Source organism: Candidatus Margulisiibacteriota bacterium, assembly GCA_041661965.1.
Taxonomy (GTDB): domain Bacteria; phylum Margulisbacteria; class WOR-1; order O2-12-FULL-45-9; family XYB2-FULL-48-7; genus XYB2-FULL-45-9.
Genome location: JBAZTH010000003.1, coordinates 180,368 through 200,433, shown reverse-complemented (window position 1 = coordinate 200,433; position 20,066 = coordinate 180,368). Strand labels below are relative to the sequence as shown.

The 20,066-nt window shown below is 52.6% G+C and carries 19 protein-coding genes and 1 tRNA gene; 2 read left to right on the top strand and 18 right to left on the bottom strand.

The window, feature by feature from the left end:
* The first annotated feature begins 25 nt into the window (after window positions 1-25).
* Entirely contained in the window at window positions 26-538 is a 513-nt protein-coding gene (locus tag WC772_06755) for an L-threonylcarbamoyladenylate synthase (GenBank protein ID MFA6170453.1), read from the top strand.
* On the opposite strand, the gene WC772_06750 is transcribed toward WC772_06755, so the two are convergent.
* From WC772_06750 to WC772_06720, 7 genes are read right to left on the bottom strand one after another with little or no spacing between them, the layout of a single operon-like run.
* Complete coding sequence (locus tag WC772_06750) at window positions 539-1,777, bottom strand: hypothetical protein (protein MFA6170452.1); 1,239 nt, start codon at window positions 1,775-1,777, stop codon at window positions 539-541.
* Window positions 1,778-1,788: 11 nt separating this feature from the next.
* Window positions 1,789-3,369, bottom strand: coding sequence for a bifunctional phosphoribosylaminoimidazolecarboxamide formyltransferase/IMP cyclohydrolase (purH, locus tag WC772_06745; protein ID MFA6170451.1), 1,581 nt, complete (start codon window positions 3,367-3,369; stop codon window positions 1,789-1,791).
* On the bottom strand, window positions 3,366-3,968 hold the full coding sequence (gene purN, locus WC772_06740; protein MFA6170450.1) for a phosphoribosylglycinamide formyltransferase: 603 nt from the start codon (window positions 3,966-3,968) through the stop codon (window positions 3,366-3,368). Before purN ends, purH begins: the two co-directional genes overlap by 4 nt.
* 3 nt (window positions 3,969-3,971) lie before the next feature.
* Window positions 3,972-4,955, bottom strand: a complete 984-nt coding sequence (purM, locus tag WC772_06735; protein MFA6170449.1) for a phosphoribosylformylglycinamidine cyclo-ligase — start codon at window positions 4,953-4,955, stop codon at window positions 3,972-3,974.
* An 11-nt stretch (window positions 4,956-4,966) separates the two neighbouring features.
* The gene (locus WC772_06730) at window positions 4,967-5,155 is read right to left on the bottom strand and encodes a hypothetical protein (GenBank protein ID MFA6170448.1); all 189 of its coding nucleotides are present in this window, start codon (window positions 5,153-5,155) and stop codon (window positions 4,967-4,969) included.
* A 22-nt stretch (window positions 5,156-5,177) separates the two neighbouring features.
* Window positions 5,178-6,554, bottom strand: a complete 1,377-nt coding sequence (gene purF, locus WC772_06725) for an amidophosphoribosyltransferase (protein MFA6170447.1) — start codon at window positions 6,552-6,554, stop codon at window positions 5,178-5,180.
* A gap of 1 nt (window position 6,555) precedes the next feature.
* A complete protein-coding gene (locus WC772_06720) occupies window positions 6,556-8,262 on the bottom strand; it encodes a proline--tRNA ligase (protein ID MFA6170446.1) in 1,707 nt (568 codons plus the stop codon).
* A 160-nt stretch (window positions 8,263-8,422) separates the two neighbouring features.
* On the opposite strand from WC772_06720, the gene WC772_06715 reads away from it, so the two are divergent.
* The gene (locus tag WC772_06715; GenBank protein MFA6170445.1) at window positions 8,423-9,124 is read left to right on the top strand and encodes a response regulator; all 702 of its coding nucleotides are present in this window, start codon (window positions 8,423-8,425) and stop codon (window positions 9,122-9,124) included.
* A gap of 67 nt (window positions 9,125-9,191) precedes the next feature.
* On the opposite strand, the gene WC772_06710 is transcribed toward WC772_06715, so the two are convergent.
* The 11 genes from WC772_06710 to WC772_06660 all read right to left on the bottom strand — a co-directional run bounded on the left by WC772_06710 (window position 9,192) and on the right by WC772_06660 (window position 20,038).
* Window positions 9,192-9,265, bottom strand: a tRNA-Arg gene (locus WC772_06710).
* Window positions 9,266-9,269: 4 nt separating this feature from the next.
* Window positions 9,270-10,412: a type III PLP-dependent enzyme gene (locus WC772_06705; protein MFA6170444.1), complete on the bottom strand. Its 1,143-nt coding sequence runs from the start codon at window positions 10,410-10,412 to the stop codon at window positions 9,270-9,272.
* Window positions 10,413-11,870, bottom strand: a complete 1,458-nt coding sequence (locus tag WC772_06700) for a saccharopine dehydrogenase C-terminal domain-containing protein (protein ID MFA6170443.1) — start codon at window positions 11,868-11,870, stop codon at window positions 10,413-10,415.
* 98 nt (window positions 11,871-11,968) lie between these two features.
* Window positions 11,969-12,541, bottom strand: coding sequence for an RdgB/HAM1 family non-canonical purine NTP pyrophosphatase (gene rdgB / locus WC772_06695; GenBank protein MFA6170442.1), 573 nt, complete (start codon window positions 12,539-12,541; stop codon window positions 11,969-11,971).
* Window positions 12,531-13,808: a phosphoribosylamine--glycine ligase gene (gene purD / locus WC772_06690; protein ID MFA6170441.1), complete on the bottom strand. Its 1,278-nt coding sequence runs from the start codon at window positions 13,806-13,808 to the stop codon at window positions 12,531-12,533. The genes rdgB and purD overlap by 11 nt, the downstream gene beginning before the upstream one ends.
* Before the next feature lie 171 nt (window positions 13,809-13,979).
* Window positions 13,980-15,668 carry a single-stranded-DNA-specific exonuclease RecJ gene (recJ, locus tag WC772_06685; protein MFA6170440.1) on the bottom strand — a complete coding sequence of 563 codons (1,689 nt, stop codon included), beginning with the start codon at window positions 15,666-15,668 and terminating at the stop codon, window positions 13,980-13,982.
* A gap of 117 nt (window positions 15,669-15,785) precedes the next feature.
* On the bottom strand, window positions 15,786-16,163 hold the full coding sequence (locus WC772_06680; protein MFA6170439.1) for a prepilin-type N-terminal cleavage/methylation domain-containing protein: 378 nt from the start codon (window positions 16,161-16,163) through the stop codon (window positions 15,786-15,788).
* 46 nt (window positions 16,164-16,209) lie between these two features.
* Window positions 16,210-16,635: a hypothetical protein gene (locus WC772_06675; protein MFA6170438.1), complete on the bottom strand. Its 426-nt coding sequence runs from the start codon at window positions 16,633-16,635 to the stop codon at window positions 16,210-16,212.
* Between the two features lie 100 nt (window positions 16,636-16,735).
* Window positions 16,736-17,962, bottom strand: a complete 1,227-nt coding sequence (locus WC772_06670) for a type II secretion system F family protein (protein ID MFA6170437.1) — start codon at window positions 17,960-17,962, stop codon at window positions 16,736-16,738.
* Window positions 17,955-19,622 (bottom strand): ATPase, T2SS/T4P/T4SS family, encoded by a 1,668-nt coding sequence (locus WC772_06665; protein ID MFA6170436.1) that lies wholly within the window; start codon window positions 19,620-19,622, stop codon window positions 17,955-17,957. The genes WC772_06670 and WC772_06665 overlap by 8 nt, the downstream gene beginning before the upstream one ends.
* A gap of 20 nt (window positions 19,623-19,642) precedes the next feature.
* Entirely contained in the window at window positions 19,643-20,038 is a 396-nt protein-coding gene (locus WC772_06660) for a response regulator (GenBank protein ID MFA6170435.1), read from the bottom strand.
* Window positions 20,039-20,066 lie beyond the last annotated feature (28 nt).

Genomic DNA, 20,066 nt, shown 5'->3' with positions numbered 1-20,066 from the left:
TTTTATCACATGTTATACTTATAACATGTTCAATAAAGCGCTCTCTATCCTGAAAAGCGGCGGCGTGATCGCCTTTCCGACCGAAACGGTCTATGGGATCGGGACTTTGCTAGGAAGTCGTAAGGGGATCAACAAGATCTACAAGTTAAAGGGCCGACCTAAAAATAAGCCGCTACAAGTCCTAGTCCCGTCGTTGGCTGAAGCCAAAAAGCTTGCGAAGTTCAATCCAGCCGCGCTCGTCCTAGCCAAGAAAGAATGGCCCGGCCCCCTCACCCTGGTCCTACCAGCCTTAAAAGGAAAGAAAACTATCGGTATCAGGATCCCGGCTCATCCGTTAACTCTGAAATTATTGAAGAAAACCGGCCCGCTGGCATCGACCTCGGCCAATGAGTCTGGGGAAAAACCGGCGCTAACCGCCCTGGAAGTGATCGCCGCCCTGCCGGAGCTCGACCTGGTGATCGACGGCGGCGAAGCTAAATTGGGAAAGCCGTCAAAGATCATCGATTTAACCGGCCCAAAGCCAAAAATTATTCGTTAGTTAAAAGCTCAACGAGATCTCATAATACTGCGCTTCTTCCACCTGGCCGGTCGAAGAATTGAATTGCTTCTTGTAATGGGTGATCAGACTGGTAAAGGCATTCAGCTTATAAGCGACGTCCGCCCCCATAATCGCCCCCTGCTCCAGCGAGAGTGAGCGAAAATCGACAAAATTGGGCTGGCTGTAATAACCGCGAACAAAGACCTGCTCGGTTAATTTAGCGGTCAGGTCTGCGGAAAGCGCGGAATTACTATCAGTATAACTTTCGTAAGCCATACTAAGTTTAGCCAGTCCTAAGGCGTTAAGTCCGAATTGGACCAGAAAACCGTTGCGCGGCTTAGCGACCGCTTCGACCGACGCGAGGTCGATCGGGTTAAACTCGTATTCCGAGCCAAAGTAACCGGGGACAAAACCCTTGTCAAAGATCCGGTATTCGGCCCCGAACGAAGCGTTCGCAACCATCAGATCGTAAGCCCAGGAAAGCCCGGCCGAGAGGCCGGAGCCGTGGTTCAAAAGCTGGCCCGCCTCCGCATAACCTTCAAAGTTCAGCGGCAGAGGGACTAGCGCGTCAACGCCGACCGCCGAGACCGGGGGAGTCTGCTTCGGCCCGACAGGCAAATTAACAGCTCGCCCGGTCGTATCGGTCACGTAGTACTGGCCCAGGGTCAGCAGCGGATTGACCCGCTCTTCCACCCTGGCGTAATAAAGGTTGGCCTTAGTCGCCATTCCCCGGACAATGTATCGATCAAAGTCGAGATAGCCTCTGAACCCGAGTTGTTCGTTATTGAGCAGGATCGCCGGTCCTTTGCGGGTGGTGTAATTCTTCATGATCAAACCGTGACCGATGGTCACACCATCGAGGACGCCGTAACGGAGCCCTTTTTTGGTATCATCGTATTCAACATAGCGGAAGACGACGTTCTGGTAATCGGGGGTCTTGTTTTCTCCCAGGGCAAGGTTGACGTCAAAACCGGTCGACCAAAAACCGTACCTAAAATCCGGCCGCCAGGTCAGGGTCGTGACATCACGGGTCCCGACTTTGGTATAGCTGAGACTGATCCCGCCAATGTTGGAATTTAAGGTGGTCGGCCCGCTGGTGGATGAAGTTATGTTCGTGGTGATCGGTATAGTTTGGGCTATTGCGGGGAAAGAAAGCAAAACGAATGACAAATATCCAATGACAAATGTCAAATGGCTGAATCGCTTTGCGATTTTATTTATTTCCGAATCATTTGTCATTTCATTTCCTCCTAGTGCCGGAAATGCCGGCGGCCGGTAAAGACCATCGCGATCTTGTGTTTGTCGGCCAGGTCGATCGATTCCTGGTCCCGTTTCGCTCCGCCCGGCTGGATAATGGCGGTTACTCCGTTCTTCGCCGCCGCTTCGACGACGTCAGAAAAGGGAAAGAAAGCGTCGGATGCCAAGACCGAGCCCTTGGCTTTCTCGCCGGCTTTCTTCACGGCGATATCGACGGAATCAATGCGCGACATCTGGCCCGCGCCCACCCCGACAGTGGCCCCGTCCTTGATCAGGACAATGGCGTTCGATTTAACGTATTTAGCCGCTCCCCAGGCAAAGAAAAGGTCGTCCAGCTCGGCCACGGTCGGCTGGCGCTTGGTCACGACTTTCACCTCATTGACCGCGAGCTGGGCGGCATCCGCGTCTTGTACCAGCAGGCCGCCGCTGACCCGTTTGTAATCTAAGCCTTTAAAAGGCTTGTTAACGGAGTTCATTCCCATCTCAATGATCCGGATGTTCGCCTTCTCTTTCAGAATGGCGAGCGCTTGTGGTGTGTAAGCAGGAGCAATTATCACTTCCACGAAGAGCTTGGCGACTTCCTTAGCGGTCGCTTCATCGATCCGGCGGTTAGCGGCAATGATCCCGCCGTAAGCCGAGACCGGATCGGACGCCAGGGCCAATTTATAGGCCTCGACCAATAACTTCGCTTTGGCCAAACCGCAGGGAGTATTATGTTTAACAATGCAAATGGTCGGCTCAACAAAATAATTGGCGGCATTCCAGGCCGATTCCATGTCGACGATGTTATTAAATGAGAGCTCTTTACCGTGCAGTTGTTTGGCGTTGACCAGTTCCCCTTCCCGTCCGGCCCCTTTTTCGCGGTAAAACGCCGCCTGCTGGTGAGGATTTTCGCCGTAACGAAGGTCCTGAATCTTTTCCAGTTGGAGCGACAATTCTTTAGGAAACTTCTCTTCCTTCACTTTGCCCGACAAATACGAGACGATCAGCGCGTCATATTGGGCGGTATGTTTGTAAGCTTTAAGGGCCAGGCTTTCTTTGGTCGCCAGGGAAAGCACCCCGTTCTTTTTCAATTCATCGACTATTTTTCCGTAGTCGGACGGATCGACGACGACCCCAACGTTTTTATGGTTCTTGGCGGCGCCGCGGACCATCGACGGCCCGCCGATGTCGATATTCTCGATTGCTTCTTCATGGGTAAATTTCTTTTTAGAGATCACCTTTTCAAAAGGATAAAGGTTACAAACCACCAGGTCAAAAGGATTGATCTTAAATTTCTTCAGCTCTTTAACGTGGTCGGGATTGGTCCTGTCGGCAAGAATTCCGCCGTGAATGATCGGATGAAGAGTTTTGACCCGACCGCCGAGCATATGCGGGTATTTGGTCAGCTTGGAAACCTCGGTCACTTTGATCCCGGCATTCCTAAGATATTCCGCCGTCCCGCCGGAAGAGATCAGTTCGAAGCCAAGAGCGGTCAATTCTTTGGCAAATTTATCCAACCCCGTCTTGTCCCAGACCGAGATCAGGGCATAACGTTTTTCTTTTTTAGCGGCGGCAGTTTTTCTCTTTTTCATTTCAGTTTCACTCTTCTCCCCTCAATAATTAATTTATCTTCAGCGATCAGCCGGATCGCTTCCGGATAGATCTGGTGCTCTTGCTGTAAAATCCTGTCCGAGAGGACCACTTCGTCGTCTTTTTCCTTGATCGGGACTGCCGACTGGATGATGATCGGCCCGGTATCGCACCCTTCGTCGACATAATGGACGGTGCAGCCGGTGATCAGCACGCCGTGTTCCAGCGCTTGCCGCTGGGCGTGCAAACCGGGAAAAGAAGGCAGGAGCGAAGGGTGGATATTGATCATTTTGCCGCGGTAGTGCTGGAGCAGGACCTCTCCTACGATCCGCATATAACCGGCTAAGCAGACCAGTTCCACCCCATGCTGCTGGAGGACTTTCACGATCTCCAGTTCATAGGTGTTCCGGTCGGCATAAGTCCGGTGATCGATCGCCACGGCGGGGATATTGTGCTTCTTCGCCCTTTTCAGGCCAAAAGCGTCGGGATTATTAGAAATTACGACCGCGACCTTCGCCGGGACCTTGCCGCTTTCGCACGCGTCAATGATCGCCTGCAAATTCGAGCCGTTACCGGAAATTAATACCCCTAGTTTAAGCATCGCTTAAATAATTATTACTTCCTGGTTCCCCTTGGAGATCTCACCGATCAGGAAAGCCTTCTCTTTTTTATTCGCCAGGTGCTGCATGACTTTGTCGGTTTCTTTGGCGGAAACGACCAGGATCATGCCGATCCCCATGTTAAAGGTCTTGTACATTTCATTATGGTCAATATCGCCGAGCTTCTTGAGGAGCTTGAAAATCCTGGGAATCTCCCAGGAATTCAGCTCGATCACCGCCTGGCGCTTTTGCGGCAAGACCCGCCCCAGGTTTTCCGGAATACCGCCGCCGGTAATGTGCGAGATCCCTTTGATGTTGAACTTGCCGATCAGTTCCAGGATCAGCGGCGTGTAGATCTTCGTCGGCGTCAAAAGAACATCGCCGATCGAACGGTTGAAATCGTCGATCTTGTCGCTCGGACCGATGCTCCCCTTTTCAAAGATCACTTTGCGGGCCAAAGTGTACCCGTTGCTGTGGAGACCGGAAGAAGCGAGACCAATGATCTTGTCCCCTTCCCTGATCGTGGAACCATTAATGACCGCTTTCTTGTCGACAACCCCGACCGCGAACCCGGCCAGGTCGTACTCCCCTTTGTGGTACATATCGGGCAGCTCGGCAGTTTCCCCGCCGATCAGTTCGACGCCGGACTGACGACACCCTTCCACTACCCCTTTGACGATCTTCTCGACTACGCTCGGCTCAACCTTTTGAATGCCGATGTAATCCAGGAAAAAGAGCGGTTTGGCCCCCATCGCCACCACGTCATCGACGTTCATCGCCACCAGGTCGATCCCGATCGTGTCATGCTTCCCCATCATGAAGGCCAATTTTAGTTTGGTCCCCACCCCGTCAGTCGCCCCAACCAGGTACTGTTTGCCGAACGGAAAAAGCCCGCCGAAAAGACCGATCCCTTTAGCCACCTTCTTGATCCGCCGAACAACTTCGTACCCGGCCTCGATATCAACGCCAGCTTGTTTATATGTAATCATGTTAAGCCCCTTTATCTCGCCGCTTCCGCAGTCGCTGTTCCGTAGTAGACGTCGCCGCCCCGCAGAACAATGAAGAACCGGCAATCTTTATTAGTACAGGCCCAAGCCTTGTACTTGATGGAAACCGCGTTATTGCTGAAATCCGAAAGCGGGACCAAGACCCCTTTTTCGCATTTCTCGCATTTTGGATGTTCGCCCATTTCCGTCACCTCCTTGGTTATTTTAAGAAAAGTTCAGGCTTTCCAGCCGTTCCGGAACTTTAACGGGGTATTCGCCGTTCAAACAGGCCAGGCATAACCGCTCTTTCGGCAGGTTAACCGCCCTGACCAAACTATGGATGCTCAAGTACCCCAAACTATCCGCTTCAATATACTTCCTGATCCCTTCAACCGACAAATTGGCGGCGATCAATTCCGAGCGGGTCGCCATGTCGACCCCGTAAAAACAGGGACAGGTAATGGGAGGCGATGAGACCCGGAAATGGATCTCCCGCGCTCCGGCTTCGCGCAGCAACCGGACGATCTGCCGGGAGGTGGTCCCGCGCACGATCGAATCGTCAATCACGACCATTTTCCGGCCCCGGATGGCGTCCCGGATCGGGTTCAGTTTCATTTTAACGCCGATCTCCCGCAGGCTCTGCGTCGGCTGAATGAAGGTCCGGCCGATATACCTGTTCTTGATCAAGCCGTCGGCAAAAGAGATCTTCGATTCCTTGGAAAAACCAATCGCCGCCGGGATCCCCGAATCGGGAATGGCGATAACCATTTCGGCGTCGGCCGGCTGTTCTTTGGCCAGATATTTACCCAGGTGGACCCGGACATCGTGAAAACTCCGCCCTTCAACTAAACTGTCCGGACGGGCAAAGTAAATAAATTCAAAAACACAAAGGGCCGGCCGCTCTCCCCGGCTCCAGGTCTTAGACTGCAAGCCATTTTTATCGATAATCACTAATTCCCCGTTGCTGATCTCGCGGACAAATTCGGCGCCGATAACATCCAGTCCGCAGGTCTCGGAAGAAATAATGTAAGAATCACCCTTCCGACCGATGCATAACGGACGGACCCCCTGCTGGTCGCGAAAACCGTAAAGTTTATCAAGAGTCATGATCACGATCGAGAAGGCCCCGCGGCATTTGTTGATCGTGGCGAGGAGCGCCGCCTCAAAGCTCTTTTCTTCGGAAGTGGCAATCAGCGCGGCCAGCAATTCAGAGTCGGTCCCCCCCTTAAGTTGGTAACCGGAGAGCTGGCCCCTTAGTTCGTCGGTGTTGACCAGGTTACCGTTATGGGCCAGGGCAAACGGTCCCCACTTTGACTGAATGACGATTGGTTGGGCATTACAAAGGGCCGACGAGCCGGTCGTCGAATAGCGGACATGGCCAAGGGCGATATGCCCGGTAATTTTACTGATGATCTCATCGTTGAAAACAACATTGACCAACCCCATTCCAACGTGGCCGCGGAACTCTTTACCGTCCGAGGCAAAGATCCCGGCCGATTCCTGACCCCGATGCTGAAGAGCATAAAGGCCGTAATAAACCAATTTGGCCAGCGGATCGCCGTTATAAGAATAGATCCCGTAAACGCCGCACGCTTCTTTCAATTTAGCCCCCTATTAATTGAGCCAACTTTTCCGTAACCTGATCAAGCGGGACCAGTTCCATTTCGCCGGTCCGTCGCTGTTTAACCTCGACTTTACCCTCTTTTAATCCTTTCGGTCCGACAATGACTTTGATGGGGATCCCGAAGAGGTCGATATCTTTCAGCTTCACGCCGATCCGGTCAATCCGGTCGTCAAGCAGGGGTTCTAAGCCCCGCGCCTGTAATTCATTGTAGATCTTCTCGGCGACCGCTTTTTGTTCCGGCTCCTCGGCGTTAACAGGGACGATCGCCGCTTTAAAAGGAGCGAGCGGGGTCGGCCAGATCATCCCGTCCTTGTCGTTGTTCTGTTCGATCGCCGCGGCAACGGTCCGCGAGGCGCCGATCCCGTAACAACCCATGATCATGACTTTTTCCTGGTTGTTCTCATCCAGATAGACACAGCGCATTTTGTCCGAATACTTGGTCCCCAGCTTGAAAATATGGCCGACTTCAATCCCCCGGGAAACATCAAAGACCCCTTCACCGCAGCGGGGACAGTTATCGGCTTTGACGGCAAAGCGGATGTCACCGGTCAGGTCGGCCTTAAAATCGCGGCCGTAAACGATGTTTACCACATGGTGGTCTTCTTTATTGGCGCCGGAGACCGCCAGCGGGATCAGTTCAACCGCGTTATCGGCGACAATCTTGACCCCTTTGAGGCCGACCGGGCCGGCAAAACCGACTGGGGCGCCGGTCACTTTCTTAATGACCGCCTCATTAGCCAGCCGCAAGTCCTCTGCTCCAAGGACTTTTTTAAGTTTCGCTTCATTGATCGCGTGATCCCCACGGACCAAAGCGGCTACCGCCCCCGCCTCCGTTTCGTAGATCATCGTTTTGATCATCTGTTCCGGTTGAATATTTAGAAATAAAGAAACTTCTTCAATAGTTTTAGCGTTCGGGGTCAAAACATCTTCCATGATTTGGGTGACGTTTGGAGTTTGAAGTTTAAATTTCCCAACACCGGCTGATTCGCGGCTGGCGGAATAATTGCATTTATTGCAGTGGAAGATCTCTTCTTCGCCGGTCTCGGCCAGGACCATGAACTCCTGGGAGAAACCGCCGCCGATCAAGCCGGAATCAGCCTCCACGACCCGGTATTTAAGCCCCATCCGGTCAAAGATCCGACAATAGGTCTGGTACATGTTCTGATATTCGCTCTCCAGGCTTTCCACGCTGGTATGAAAGGAATAAGCGTCCTTCATCAGGAATTCCCGGCCGCGCATCAAGCCAAAACGGGGGCGGACTTCGTCCCGGAACTTGGTCTGGATTTGGTAAAGATTGGCTGGTAGTTGCTTATATGAACGGATAGAATTGCGGACCAGGTCGGTTATGACCTCCTCGTGGGTCGGGCCAAGGCAAAACTCCCGGTCGTGCCGGTCTTTGATCCTGAAGAGCTCTTTACCGTAGACCGGCCAGCGGCCCGACTCCTGCCAAAGCTCGGCCGGTATAATGGTAGGCATTAAGACTTCCTGGGCGCCGGAGCGGTCCATTTCTTCCCTGATGATCCGGATAACGTTGCGTAAAGTGCGATAACCAAGCGGTAAAAAGGTGTAGACTCCAGCCGCCAGCTTCTTAATAAAGCCGCCACGGAGCATTAGTTTATGAGATACGACTTCCGCCTCGGATGGGTCCTCACGAAGAGTCGGCGCCACCACCTGCGACATTCTCATCTCTGCTTCCCCCCCTACTGACCCCTTATTATACCCCTTTTTTCCCTACATTTCAACCAATTTGTTGCCATCAATTTTCCCTATATTTACTAAAAATAATGAAATTTGTCTCAATAATGATCGAAATAGCAATAAGATACTTAAAAAGGAGAAAACCAACATGATCAGCCGAATTTATAAAGGGAAGGCAGTCTCGTTATTAGAGATCGCCCAAAAAAGAGCCGCTAGAGCTCGTAATGATTTAGCCGGGAAAGTGCTTGCGGTTAGAAAACTTGTCCATGACGGGAACAATACCCTATCATTAATTACCGTCACCTCGAGGATCGCCCTTGATGAGTTGAAAACGGGAGACCCTGAAACTCTTAAAGAGGATCTTGAAACGATCGTTAAAGCAGGCGAACAATTAACCGCGACACTGGCCAACATCAGGGCGATTTTTGTCCCTTCATCGAAAACAACCGTTTTCACCCCGCCTGTCGCGCCGATCAATTTAGATAGGAAAACGACAGCCGTTAAAAATGTCCTGGTCGTCGATGACGATCCGATATTGCGGACTTTCTTAGCAGGAGTACTGACCAAGCGGGGCCTGACCGTCACTCAAGCGGGAAATGCCGAGGCAGCGATCCCGCTTTTGGCTAACGGACGTTTTGATCTTATTATCACCGATGTCGATATGGACCCGGCAGGGATGAACGGCCTGGAATTAACCGAACTGATAACCAGGACCTACCCCCAAAGCAAAGTTTTTGTCATGAGCGGCGATTGCGCCGCTGAAAGAGAGCGGGCGGCAAGGGAAAACGGCGCTGAACGGTTTTTTCCAAAACCATTTATTATCAGTGATATCTTGAAAGCTATCCTATAAATTTGCGCCCGGCAGGGATCCCCGATGCGCTATTCGCGATCGGGGCAAGCGACCCTGCAATATAAAATGCGCCCGACAGGACTCGAACCTGTGGCCTACTGCTTCGAAGGCAGACGCTCTATCCAGCTGAGCTACGGGCGCATTTTTACTGATTGAGATGAACGACTTGAGCTTTAGGAAAACCGTTAAAATTGGTCGCTGACGCGATACTGTAAGCCCCGATATTCTCGACGTATAACAAATCGCCGATCTGCAGTTCCGGCAGCATCTCACTGGTTGAGACGGTATCAAAAGCGTCGCAGGTCGGACCGACCACCGCGCAGATCTTTTTCTCCCCTCTCTTCTTGAAGGAATGGAAATGATAAGGACAATGGTCGAAGATCACGCCGGATAAAGTGCCGTAAACCCCATCATTAACGTAATAGACCGTTTTGCCGTCGCGCACCGCCTTGCCGATAATTTTTACGACCAGATGAGCGGCGGTCGCTGCCAGATAGCGCCCCGGCTCCGCCACGATCTCGATCTTTTTTGGAAAAAGGCGGTCAAGTTCTTTGCGTAATTTTCCGGCGAAGATCTCAAATTCCGGGACCGACTCATCATAGGGAACTGGAAAGCCGCCGCCAATGTTAAGGACCTTCATTTTGTGGCCGCGGGCGGCAACCTCTTTGAAGATCTCGGCCGACGCTTCGAGGGCAGTAATGTAATTATCGATGTTGCAGCACTGGCTGCCGACGTGAAAGCTAACCCCTTCGACCGATAGGCCAAGGTCAAAGGCCTGTTCGATCAGGTTGGGAGCGTCCCCCGGTTCGATCCCGAACTTGCTCGATAGCTCGACCATCGAACCGACGTTCTGGACCTTGATCCGGCAGATCAGGCCGGCATCGGGGCAATACTTTTTGATCTTGGCCAGTTCTTCCGCGTTGTCGTAAGTCATCAGGGTGTTGAAGTTGCGGATCTTTTTCAGCGTCTCCACCGGTTTGATCGTGTTGGCAACGATGATCCTGTCCCAAATGAAGGCGTTCCGCTTCTTCCCCCGCAGGTCCTTTTGCGGCACGTTCTCCAGGACCGAATAAAACTCCTGGAGCGAAGCAACGTCAAAGCCGCTGTCGAGCGGATAAAGGGTGCGGATGATCTCCGGATCGGAATTGGCTTTGATCGCGTAATACAACCCGACCCGCGGCAGGAAGCGCCGCATTCGGCGGTAATTCTCGCGAATCACTTCGTGGTCGAGCAGAAAGAGCGGCGTCCCGTGCTTTTTCGCGTACTTATGCAGGTCCTTGTTGTTCAATTATTTCACCAAAAATGTCTTGAACTGCCAGACGTCTTCAACTTTGGGCAGCTCCATATCGAACTTGGTAAATTTAATGTTCAGGTTCTTGAGCGGCGTCCAGTCGACCGCTTTCGAAACGAACGGCTTAATGAACGGTTTAGCGATCTTCAGGATCTCTTCGTGATCGAGATCGTCCGGCATCAGGAAGCCCCGTTTCGGGTTCTTGATCATCCAGATCGACGCGGCCACGACCGAGATCGCCACCTGCATAGTAGTCGCCTGCTGGTGCGGGATCAGTTTCCGGGAAGTTTCGATATCAAGCAGACTGCCGCACCACCACGACTTGAAATCATGCCCCATCAGCAGGACGCCGAGCTCGTCGCGGCCGGAAATGATCTCATCCGACATGATCCGCTGTTTTTCCTGCATCTTGAACTGGCGCATCTCCAGCTCGCGCAGGGAAACAATGGCACAATCGCTCGGACAATAGGCGTAATGAACGGTCGGGCGGTAAATGGCTTTCCCGTTCTCCCAAACGGTCAGCCGATCGGAAATGCTGAAAGCTTCCCCGTGGCGAATGACCATCCCGGTGATCTCCCCTTGCGGCACCCAGGAACGGACCCAGGTCCTCATCCCCAAGGTACGAAGGCAGATCTGATTGCGCGGACCGGTCTCGTGGAAGAAGGCTCCTTCCGGCACATACCGCTCGTGCGTTCCCCAGCCAAGTTCGGCCGGCGCGACCCCTTCTTCATAAAAACCTTCAATGCTCCAGGTGTTGACGAACTCATTGACCTGTTTCGGCTGATCGGTGATCTGGGTATCCCGCTCCGAAATGTGAACAACTTTCACCCCGGTCAGCATCGCCAGACGGGAGAAGTCCTTGACTCGCAGATATTCCTTCAATTCCGGCACCCGCTTATCTTTCGGTTTCTCTTCAATGATCTTATCGGCGATCCCGATCAAAGCATGCTTGGTAAAATGAGAGACCAGTCCCGGGTTGGCGCCGTGATCGACGATCGCGGTCGTCCCGTTGTTGTCCCCCCAATCCTCGATCATCTTACGGATCTCCATGTGCCTGGCATAGAGGGTATATTTGGTCGGATCGTTCCGCTGTTCATCTTTATACGGATCCCACTCTTCGACGGAAGTATTGACATAGAGGACCTGATTTTCCCGGCACCAGGTGGTAATCGCGCGGCAATCGATGTTCCAGGCCAGATCGATGATCAAATCGCCCGGACCGGCATATTTAGCCAAAAGTTTTTGGTAATTTTCTTTTGTCACCCGGTCGATAACGTATTTGACTCCCTTCTTCAAGGAATCCTTGACCCGCTTACGATTATCGGCAAAATCCATAATGGTCACATTTTTGGCCGGAACATCGATCAATTTCAAAACGATCGGAATAGCGCACTGTGAAACCGAGCCGCAGCCGATGATCAAGATTTTCCCTTTGAATTTCACTTGTTTTTTCATTATTACCTCCAGAATTTTCTCATTGTAACAAAAGAAATTAGCTTTGGCAATAAAATTCCAGCGAATAATTTATTCTAACCGCGCAATTAATTGCGCGGTTAAATGGATAATAATTCTTTTAATTTCTTCAGCGCTAAACCACGATGAGACAGGCGGTTTTTCATGGTCGGAGACATTTCGGCGAAGGTTTTTGGGTAACCGCAGGGGCGAAAAACCGGATCATAGCCAAACCCCTTCGCCCCTCTCATTTCACGAACGATCCGGCCGTGAACGATCCCTTTGACCACCCTGATCCGGCCGTCCGGAAAAGCGACCGCGATCGCACAGACAAATTTGGCTCCTCTCTCCCGGCAATCTTTCATCACTTTAAGGAGTTTGCGGCAAAGGTTCTCCGGGGTCGGCGGCGCGGCAAAGCGGGCCGATTTTACCCCCGGCCGACCACCGAGACAATTGACCATCAGCCCGGAATCATCGGCAATGGCAATCTCGCCAGGTTTTAGCTTGATCGCTTTAACTTTTTTGATCGCGTTCGCTTCAAAGGTTTTCCCGTTTTCCTTCACCCGTATTCCGCGTCCCGTAACCAGTATCCCCAGGATTTCCCCAATCTCCCGCAGTTTATGCTGGTTGGTTGTGGCGACAATAATTTTTTCACCCGGGCTTCTACCGTTCATACTTCAGCGCTTTTTTGCCGATGTCTTTCCGAAAATGCATCCCTTTAAAGTTAATCAAATCAACCGCCTGATAAGCCTTCTTGATCGCGAACTTGATCGAATCGCCCAGCGCGGTCACGCCAAGAACTCTCCCTCCGGCCGTAACGATCTTTCCTTGCTCATCTTTTGTACCGGCCTGGAAAACCATCACCTTATCTAATTGATCGATCCGATCGAGTCCTTTGATCTCAATACCTTTTTCATACTTCCCGGGATATCCCCCGGCCGCCAGAACGACGCAAACGGCCGCCTCCTCGTGCCACTCAATCATTTTTCCGTCTAGTTTTTCATCGACGATCGCTTCCATGATCGGCACCAGGTCGGACTTCATCCGCATCATGATCGGTTGGGTTTCCGGGTCACCGAAGCGGCAATTGAATTCCAGAACTTTCGGCCCTTTTTTCGTGACCATGACCCCCGCGTAAATAATCCCTTTATAACTGATCCCCTCCTGCCGCATCCCATCGATGAACGGTTTGAGGACCGTCACGTCAATCTCCGACATTAAATGCTCGGTCACGATCGGCGCCGGCGAATAAGCCCCCATTCCCCCGGTGTTCGGCCCCTGATCACCGTCAAATACCCGTTTGTGGTCCTGCGCCGAAGCCAGCGGCAAGATCGACTTCCCGTCGGTCAAAGCGAGGATCGAGGCCTCCTCACCGGCTAAAAACTCCTCGACCACGACCTGATCGCCGGCGGCGCCAAACTCTTTTTTCTCCATGATCAGCTTCAGCGCGTCAATTGCTTCGGCTTCCGTTTGGCAAACAACCACTCCCTTACCGGCCGCCAAGCCATCGGCCTTAACGACGATCGGCGCCCCCATTTCCTTAACATAGGCGACAGCTTCGTCCAAACGGCGAAAAGTTCCCGACTGGGCGGTCGGGATGCCGTATTTGGTCATAAAATTCTTGGAAAAAACTTTGCTTCCTTCGATCTGCGCCCCCTGCCGGCTGGGGCCAAAAACCTTAAGGCCGGCGGCGGCAAACTCGTCGGCAATTCCGGCGACCAGCGGCACTTCCGGACCGACCACGGTCAGCCCGATCTTTTTTTCAAGAGCGAATTTTTTTAAGCCGGTAATGTCGTGAGCCGAGAGGGAAATATTTTCGGCAAATTGAGCGGTCCCTGGATTCCCAGGCGCGCAGTAGATCTTTTCAACCAACGGACTTTGCGCGATCTTCCAGACCAGCGCATGCTCCCGGCCACCGGAACCAATGACTAATATTTTCATGTAAAAACCTCTCTTTAATTATAACATTAAGAATTGCTTAACTATGGAAGCCTGAGGCAAGATCACCCCGGCTTCCAATTTAACCGCGCAATTAATTGCGCGGTTAAATAAAACTTGGAACCCGCGGCGCCTGCCCGCCTATGGCGGGATATTGTCGCAGGTTTCCAGCGACTACTCACTTTCTTTCAGATCGATTAAACGAAGCTGGGCCGACTCAAAACCGTTCCATTCGTTGCTCTCCAGATTAAAGGCCAGATCGTAGCGCTTGGAATAATCCAGGCGTTCCCCCAAGCTTCCCATCCCGAACCCGATCGTTTCAACCTCCGCTCCGCCAAAGTTGAATTTGGCCTTGAGGTGTTTGTTGCCGTTGCCGAGTACCCGGAAATTCGATAAAGCGAGGTTCCGCAGCATCAGGACCGGGACCGGGTTCCGCTCGCCAAACGGCGCCAGACGCTGCAGTTCTTTCACCAAAGAAAGAGAAAGCTGGTTGATCGTGACTTCGGCGTCGATCATCAGGACGGGGGCTAGTTCTTCGTCGGTAATCCCGGCGGCGACTTCCGCCAGGAATTTCTTCTCAAAAAGAGGGATCTTCTCCGCGCTGATCTTGAAACCGGCCGCGCCGGCGTGGCCGCCGAAATCAAGAAAGAGATCGCGGCATTTGGCCAGGTAATCGAAAATGTTCAGCTTGCCGACCGACCGGGCCGAACCCCGGCCGATCCCGTCGTTAACGCCGATCAGCACAGCTGGACGGAACCGGGTCTCCGCGACCTGCGAAGCGACGATTCCGATCACCCCCGGGTTCCAATTTTCGCCCGACATAACGATCGCTTTGCCCTCATCGATTGCCGGCAGGCGGGAAAAGACTTCCGCCTTGATCTTGGCGCCGATCTCCTGACGCCTAATATTGATCCGGTTGATCTCTTCGGCCAATTGCCTGGCGACCGTCGGATCGTCGGCCAAAAGCAAATCGACCGATTTGCCGGCGTGTTCCAGTCTTCCGGCGGCGTTAAGCCGCGGCGCCAGCCCGAAATAGATCTGGTCGGCGCCGATCACCCCGTTGAGATTAGCGACTTCGGCCAATTTTTTCAGGCCGATCCTTTGCCGGCCGTCGATATAAGCCAGGCCGCTTTTGGCAATGACCCGGTTCTCCCCGGTCAGCGGCACCACGTCGGAAAAGGTCCCCAGCGCGGCCAGGTCAAGCAAGGCGGTCAGGAAAAAACTGTCTTTGATCCCGGCGGTGCGCAGCAGCGCCCAGGCAAACTTAAAAGCAACCCCGGAACCGGACAGGTCCCGGGACGGATGGCCCGGCATCATTTTGGGATTAACGATCGCGACCGCGGCCGGAAGGACCGGCGGCAAATTGTGATGGTCGGTAACAATAACCTCGACCCCGGCTTCGCCGGCGGTGGCAACTTCCCGAACATTGGAAACGCCGCAATCTACTGTAATGATCAATTTTACCCCGGAAGCAGCCAGCCGTTTAACGGCTTCAACCGATAAACCGTAACCTTCATTATAGCGATGCGGGATATAATAACTGGTTTCCAGCCCGAGCAATTTAAGGGTCTGAACCACGATCGCCGTCCCGGTCACGCCGTCGACATCATAATCGCCGAAAACAACGACTTTTTCTCCCCGTTCTTTCGCGAGCAAGACCCGTTCCGCCGCCGTTTTTATATTGGGAATTAAAAAAGGGTCCTGCAGCGAAGAGATCTTCGGCGCCAGAAATTTCGCCGCTTCATCAGCCTCCCCTGCTCCGCGGGCGACCAAAAGGAGGGCCAGCAGCCTGGGAAGGCCGAGTTGTCTTACTAATTCGTCCGCTTTCTGCTCATCTACCGTCTGCACGATCCATTTTCTCATTGAATTTTCAGTATATCGCATGTTTCCCGCGGTTTCAAACGGAGATCAAAGGCGAGGGGGAAATAGTAAAAGCCCTCCCGCAAGGGAGGGCTTTATACTTTTCAGAACATATATTAATTAATACTGTGAATAGTTGACGTCATTAATATAGACGCGACCATTCGAGCTGTCATACCGCCAGCCAGGGGTCGAACCAGTCGGCTCGCCCGAAGCTACCGTCACAGCAGTGCTGTTCGAGATCGGCTCATTCGGGATCGCGCCGTCGGCGAACATTGTCGCCTCGATCGAAGCCGGGATCAGCGGAGAAACGCCGTTAGCCGCGTTTTCGGCATAAGCAATCGCCACCGCCGCGCGGATCGAACCAAGCGATCCACGGGCCGCCGCTACTTTAGCCTGATCGGACAAGTTGACGAATCTCGGCAGCGCCGTCGCCGCTAAGATACCGAGGATCACGATCACCATGATCAATTCGATAAGTGTAAAACCTTTTTTCATTCTGAAACTCACCCCCTTTTATTTAAAATCTCTTAAGGCTAAGGCCCTATTTTATTCTACTGGCCAAATAAGCGGCGTAAAAAAGATAACCGGCCGCCAGGATCAGCAGGACCCCGATAAACTTTTTCATCCGCATAACAATAGTGTCAATCGGCAAAACAATCCGATCGGAAACGGCGGAGAGCTTGGTCAGTGTTTTAGGAGAAAAAAGATAAAGACCGGCAAAGACCAGCAATAATAAGCCGACTACATAGAACAACCAGAGTTGAGGATAAACGATCGCCTCGTAAATTACCCAAGCGCCGATCAGGATCAGGACCAAACCGACCAGATTGCGGGCGGAGAGCATTTTATCGTCAATTGAACCAACCGGCTCTTCCAAGTATTCTTTCAGCTTAACCAGCCAATCACCCCAGATGAAGAAAAAACCGAACAGCAAACTGACCGCGGCGATAAGTAACAACCAATCCATAATTAGGGCCTCCCTTTTCAGATATTCTCAAGATATTCTCGCCACCCCACCCGCCTCGCCGAGTCAATTATAATCGTTGGCCGTCTTTTGTCAATAGGAATTAAAAGGACTTGTTTATCTTGACGATATCCCACATCGGCAGAAAAACGCCGAGCGCGAAAAAGAGCAGCATGATCGCCAAACCGAAAATCAGGATCGGTTCCAGGAGCGGGGTTAAATTATCGACCGTGTAGTCGACTTCCCGGTCAAAATAATTAGCCAACTTGGTCAGCATCGTTTCCAGCGTTCCCGACTTTTCGCCGATGGTCACCATTGAAATAACGATCGGCGGAAAAAGATGGCTGCCGCGCATCGGATCGGCCAGGCTTTTTCCCTGCGCCACCTGATCGCGGACATCAAGCACGACCCGGGCGATAACTTTGTTGCCGATAGTCGCAGAAACAATCGACAACCCTTCCAAAACAGGCACGCCGGCCGCCAGCATCGCCGAAAAAGTCCGGCCGAAACGGGAGAGGTAAATCTTAATGAACAACGGACCGAAAACCGGCGCGGAAAGCATGAACTTATCCCATTGATAGCGGCCCCGTTCGGTCGATAAAACCCGGCTGAAGGTGTAACTAAGAACGGCAACGGCGATCAGAACCCAGGGCCAGAAGTTCATGATAAACGCGTTGGTCACCATCAACAATCGCGTCGCCCAGGGGAGATCAAGCTTGAAAGAAGCGAAAAAGCTGGCAAATTTAGGGATGATAAAAATATTCATGATCACAAAAGCGATGCACAGCGTTACTAGAACGATCAGCGGATAACGGGTGGCGGTCTTGATCTTATCGGCGGTCTGCATGTCTTTTTCCGTCAGATTGGAAACCCGGTCCAGGACCTCCGGCAAGATGCCGGCCCGCTCTCCGGCCCTGATCATGTTGATCATCAGCGGGGAGAAAACATCCTTTTCTCTGGCCAGCGCTTCGGAAAAAGTGTCCCCGCCTTCAATGTTTTTGCGCACTCTCTGCACGGCAAACTTCAATCTTTTTCTGACGATCTGTTCGGAAACGGCTTCCAGGCCTTCCAATAGCGGGATCCCGGCGTCGATGACCGAGGAAAGCTGACGGGTCAGGGTGATCATATCTTCCGGTTTGATCTTTTGGAAGGAAGAAAACCATTTTTCCAGTTGAAAAGTAACGCTGATCGCGCTCGGGTCTATGATGCTGATCGGGATCAACCCCTGCCCTTCCAGCAACCGGGCGGCAACTTTTTCATTCTCAGCGCTAACCTCGCCGGAGGATAAAACCCCGTAGCGATCGCGGGCCTTATATTTAAAATCAGTCAAGCTGGGTCACCCTCAAGACCTCATCAAGCGTGGTCTTGCCGGCCAGAACTTTTTCCATGCCGTCGTCGCGCAGGGCTTTCATGCCGCTTTCCAGCGCCGCTTTCTTGATCTCGTGGGTTGCCGCTTTGGCAATGACCAAATCCTTGATCTTGTCGTTCATCGTTAAGATCTCATAAATACCGAAACGGCCCTCGTAGCCGAGGTTATGGCAGGCCTTGCACCCTTTCCCGTGATAAAAAGTCAGGTTTGAATTCACGTCCAGCCCCAGCTTGCGCAGCAGTTCCGGCGAAGGAACATAAGGTTCTTTGCAATGCTGGCAGATCTTTCTGACCAGGCGCTGGGCGATAACCCCGGCGACCGCCGAAGAGATCAGGAACGGTTCGATCCCCATGTCGGCCAAACGGTTAAGGGCGCCGGCCGCATCGTTGGTGTGGAGCGTTGAAAAGACCAAGTGACCGGTCAACGCCGCCTGGATCGAAACCTTGGCGGTTTCCAGATCGCGGATCTCGCCGATCAAAATAACGTCCGGGTCCTGGCGCAAGATCGAAGGGAGCGCCCGGGGAAAGTCCATCCCCGCTTTAAGATTGACCTGCGATTGCCTGGTCCCGGCCAGTTCGTACTCCACCGGATCTTCGATCGTCATGATGTTCTTTTCCGGCGTAATAATATTGTTAAGGGTCGAATAAAGAGTGGTGGTTTTTCCGGAACCGGTCGGCCCGGTCACCAGCATAATGCCGTATGGACGCTCCACCAGGCCTTTGTACTGTTCCAGCATCAGCGGAGAAAAGCCCAATTCTTCCAGGGCATAGAGAACTTTGCTTTTATCGAGCAAGCGCATGACGATCGCCTCACCGTAGATCGTCGGATAAGAAGAAACGCGGACGTCGACGACCTTGGTCTCCATCCTGATCTCGAAGCGTCCGTCCTGGGGGACCCGCGACTCGGCGATGTCCATTTTCGCCATGACCTTGATGCGGGTCGTGATCAGGGATTGCAGATAAACCGGGGCCGTCGAAACGTCATGCAGGATCCCGTCAATGCGGTAACGGATCCGGACATTCTTGTCGTTCGGATCGATATGGATATCGGACGCCTTTTCGGTGATCGCCCGGAAGATTAGCAGGCTGACCAGTTTGGAGATCGGCCCCTCTTCGTCCTTGACGGCCGAAGGGATCGGACTGCTTTCCGACGGCGAGATCCCCTTGATCAAGTCGTCAACCGAGCCGGCGACTCCGTAATACTGGGCGATCGCCGAGTCGATATCTTTCGGGGTCGAAACCATCGGTTCGACGTCGCACTTCGTTTTTGAGCGGACCTCATCAAGGGCGACCACGTCAAACGGATCGACCATGGCGATCGTTAAAACCTCGCCGACCTTAAAAAGCGGGATCAGATGATACTTTTTCGCCACGCCGATCGGCAATAAATTGACCGCTTTTTGGTCGACCAAATAAGTTGAAAGATCGACCCGGGGAAAATCCATTTCTTTTTCCAGAAAAGTCGCGATCAGATCTTCGGCGACGAAGTTGTTGCGGAGGATGCTTTTGATCAACGTGTCGCCGGTGTGGCGGGCGTCTTCGATCGCCTCCTGGACCTGCGCTTCGGTCAGCAGACCGCTTTTGACCAAACTTTCACGTAGTGACTTGCTTCTGTCGGCCATTTTATGGTTCCTTTTAATCCCTACGGATTCTGACTGTATTTTCGCAAAACAGTTTCGATCGAAGCTAAGAGCTTATCGGTCTCGAACGGCTTGGTCAGGTAAACATCGGCTCCGGTCTCGATCCCGGTTTCCTTGTCTTTATCGGTCACTTTGGCGGTCAGCATGATGATCGGGATCTTGCTAAAATTCTCATCGAATTTCAGCATTCGGGCGACCTTATAGCCATCAAGTTTAGGCAACATGACGTCAAGAATGATCAAGTCGGGCCTCTCCGTCCTGGCCTTTTCCAGCGCTTGCTGGCCATCGGCGGCGGAAATGACCGAGTAACCGTAGGAATTCAAAAGGACTTCCAGCAGGGAAACGACATCCGGCTCGTCATCGACAACCAGAACTTTAATTTTCTTTTCTTCCGCCATAACTGTGGGGATTATAACATATGTGTTA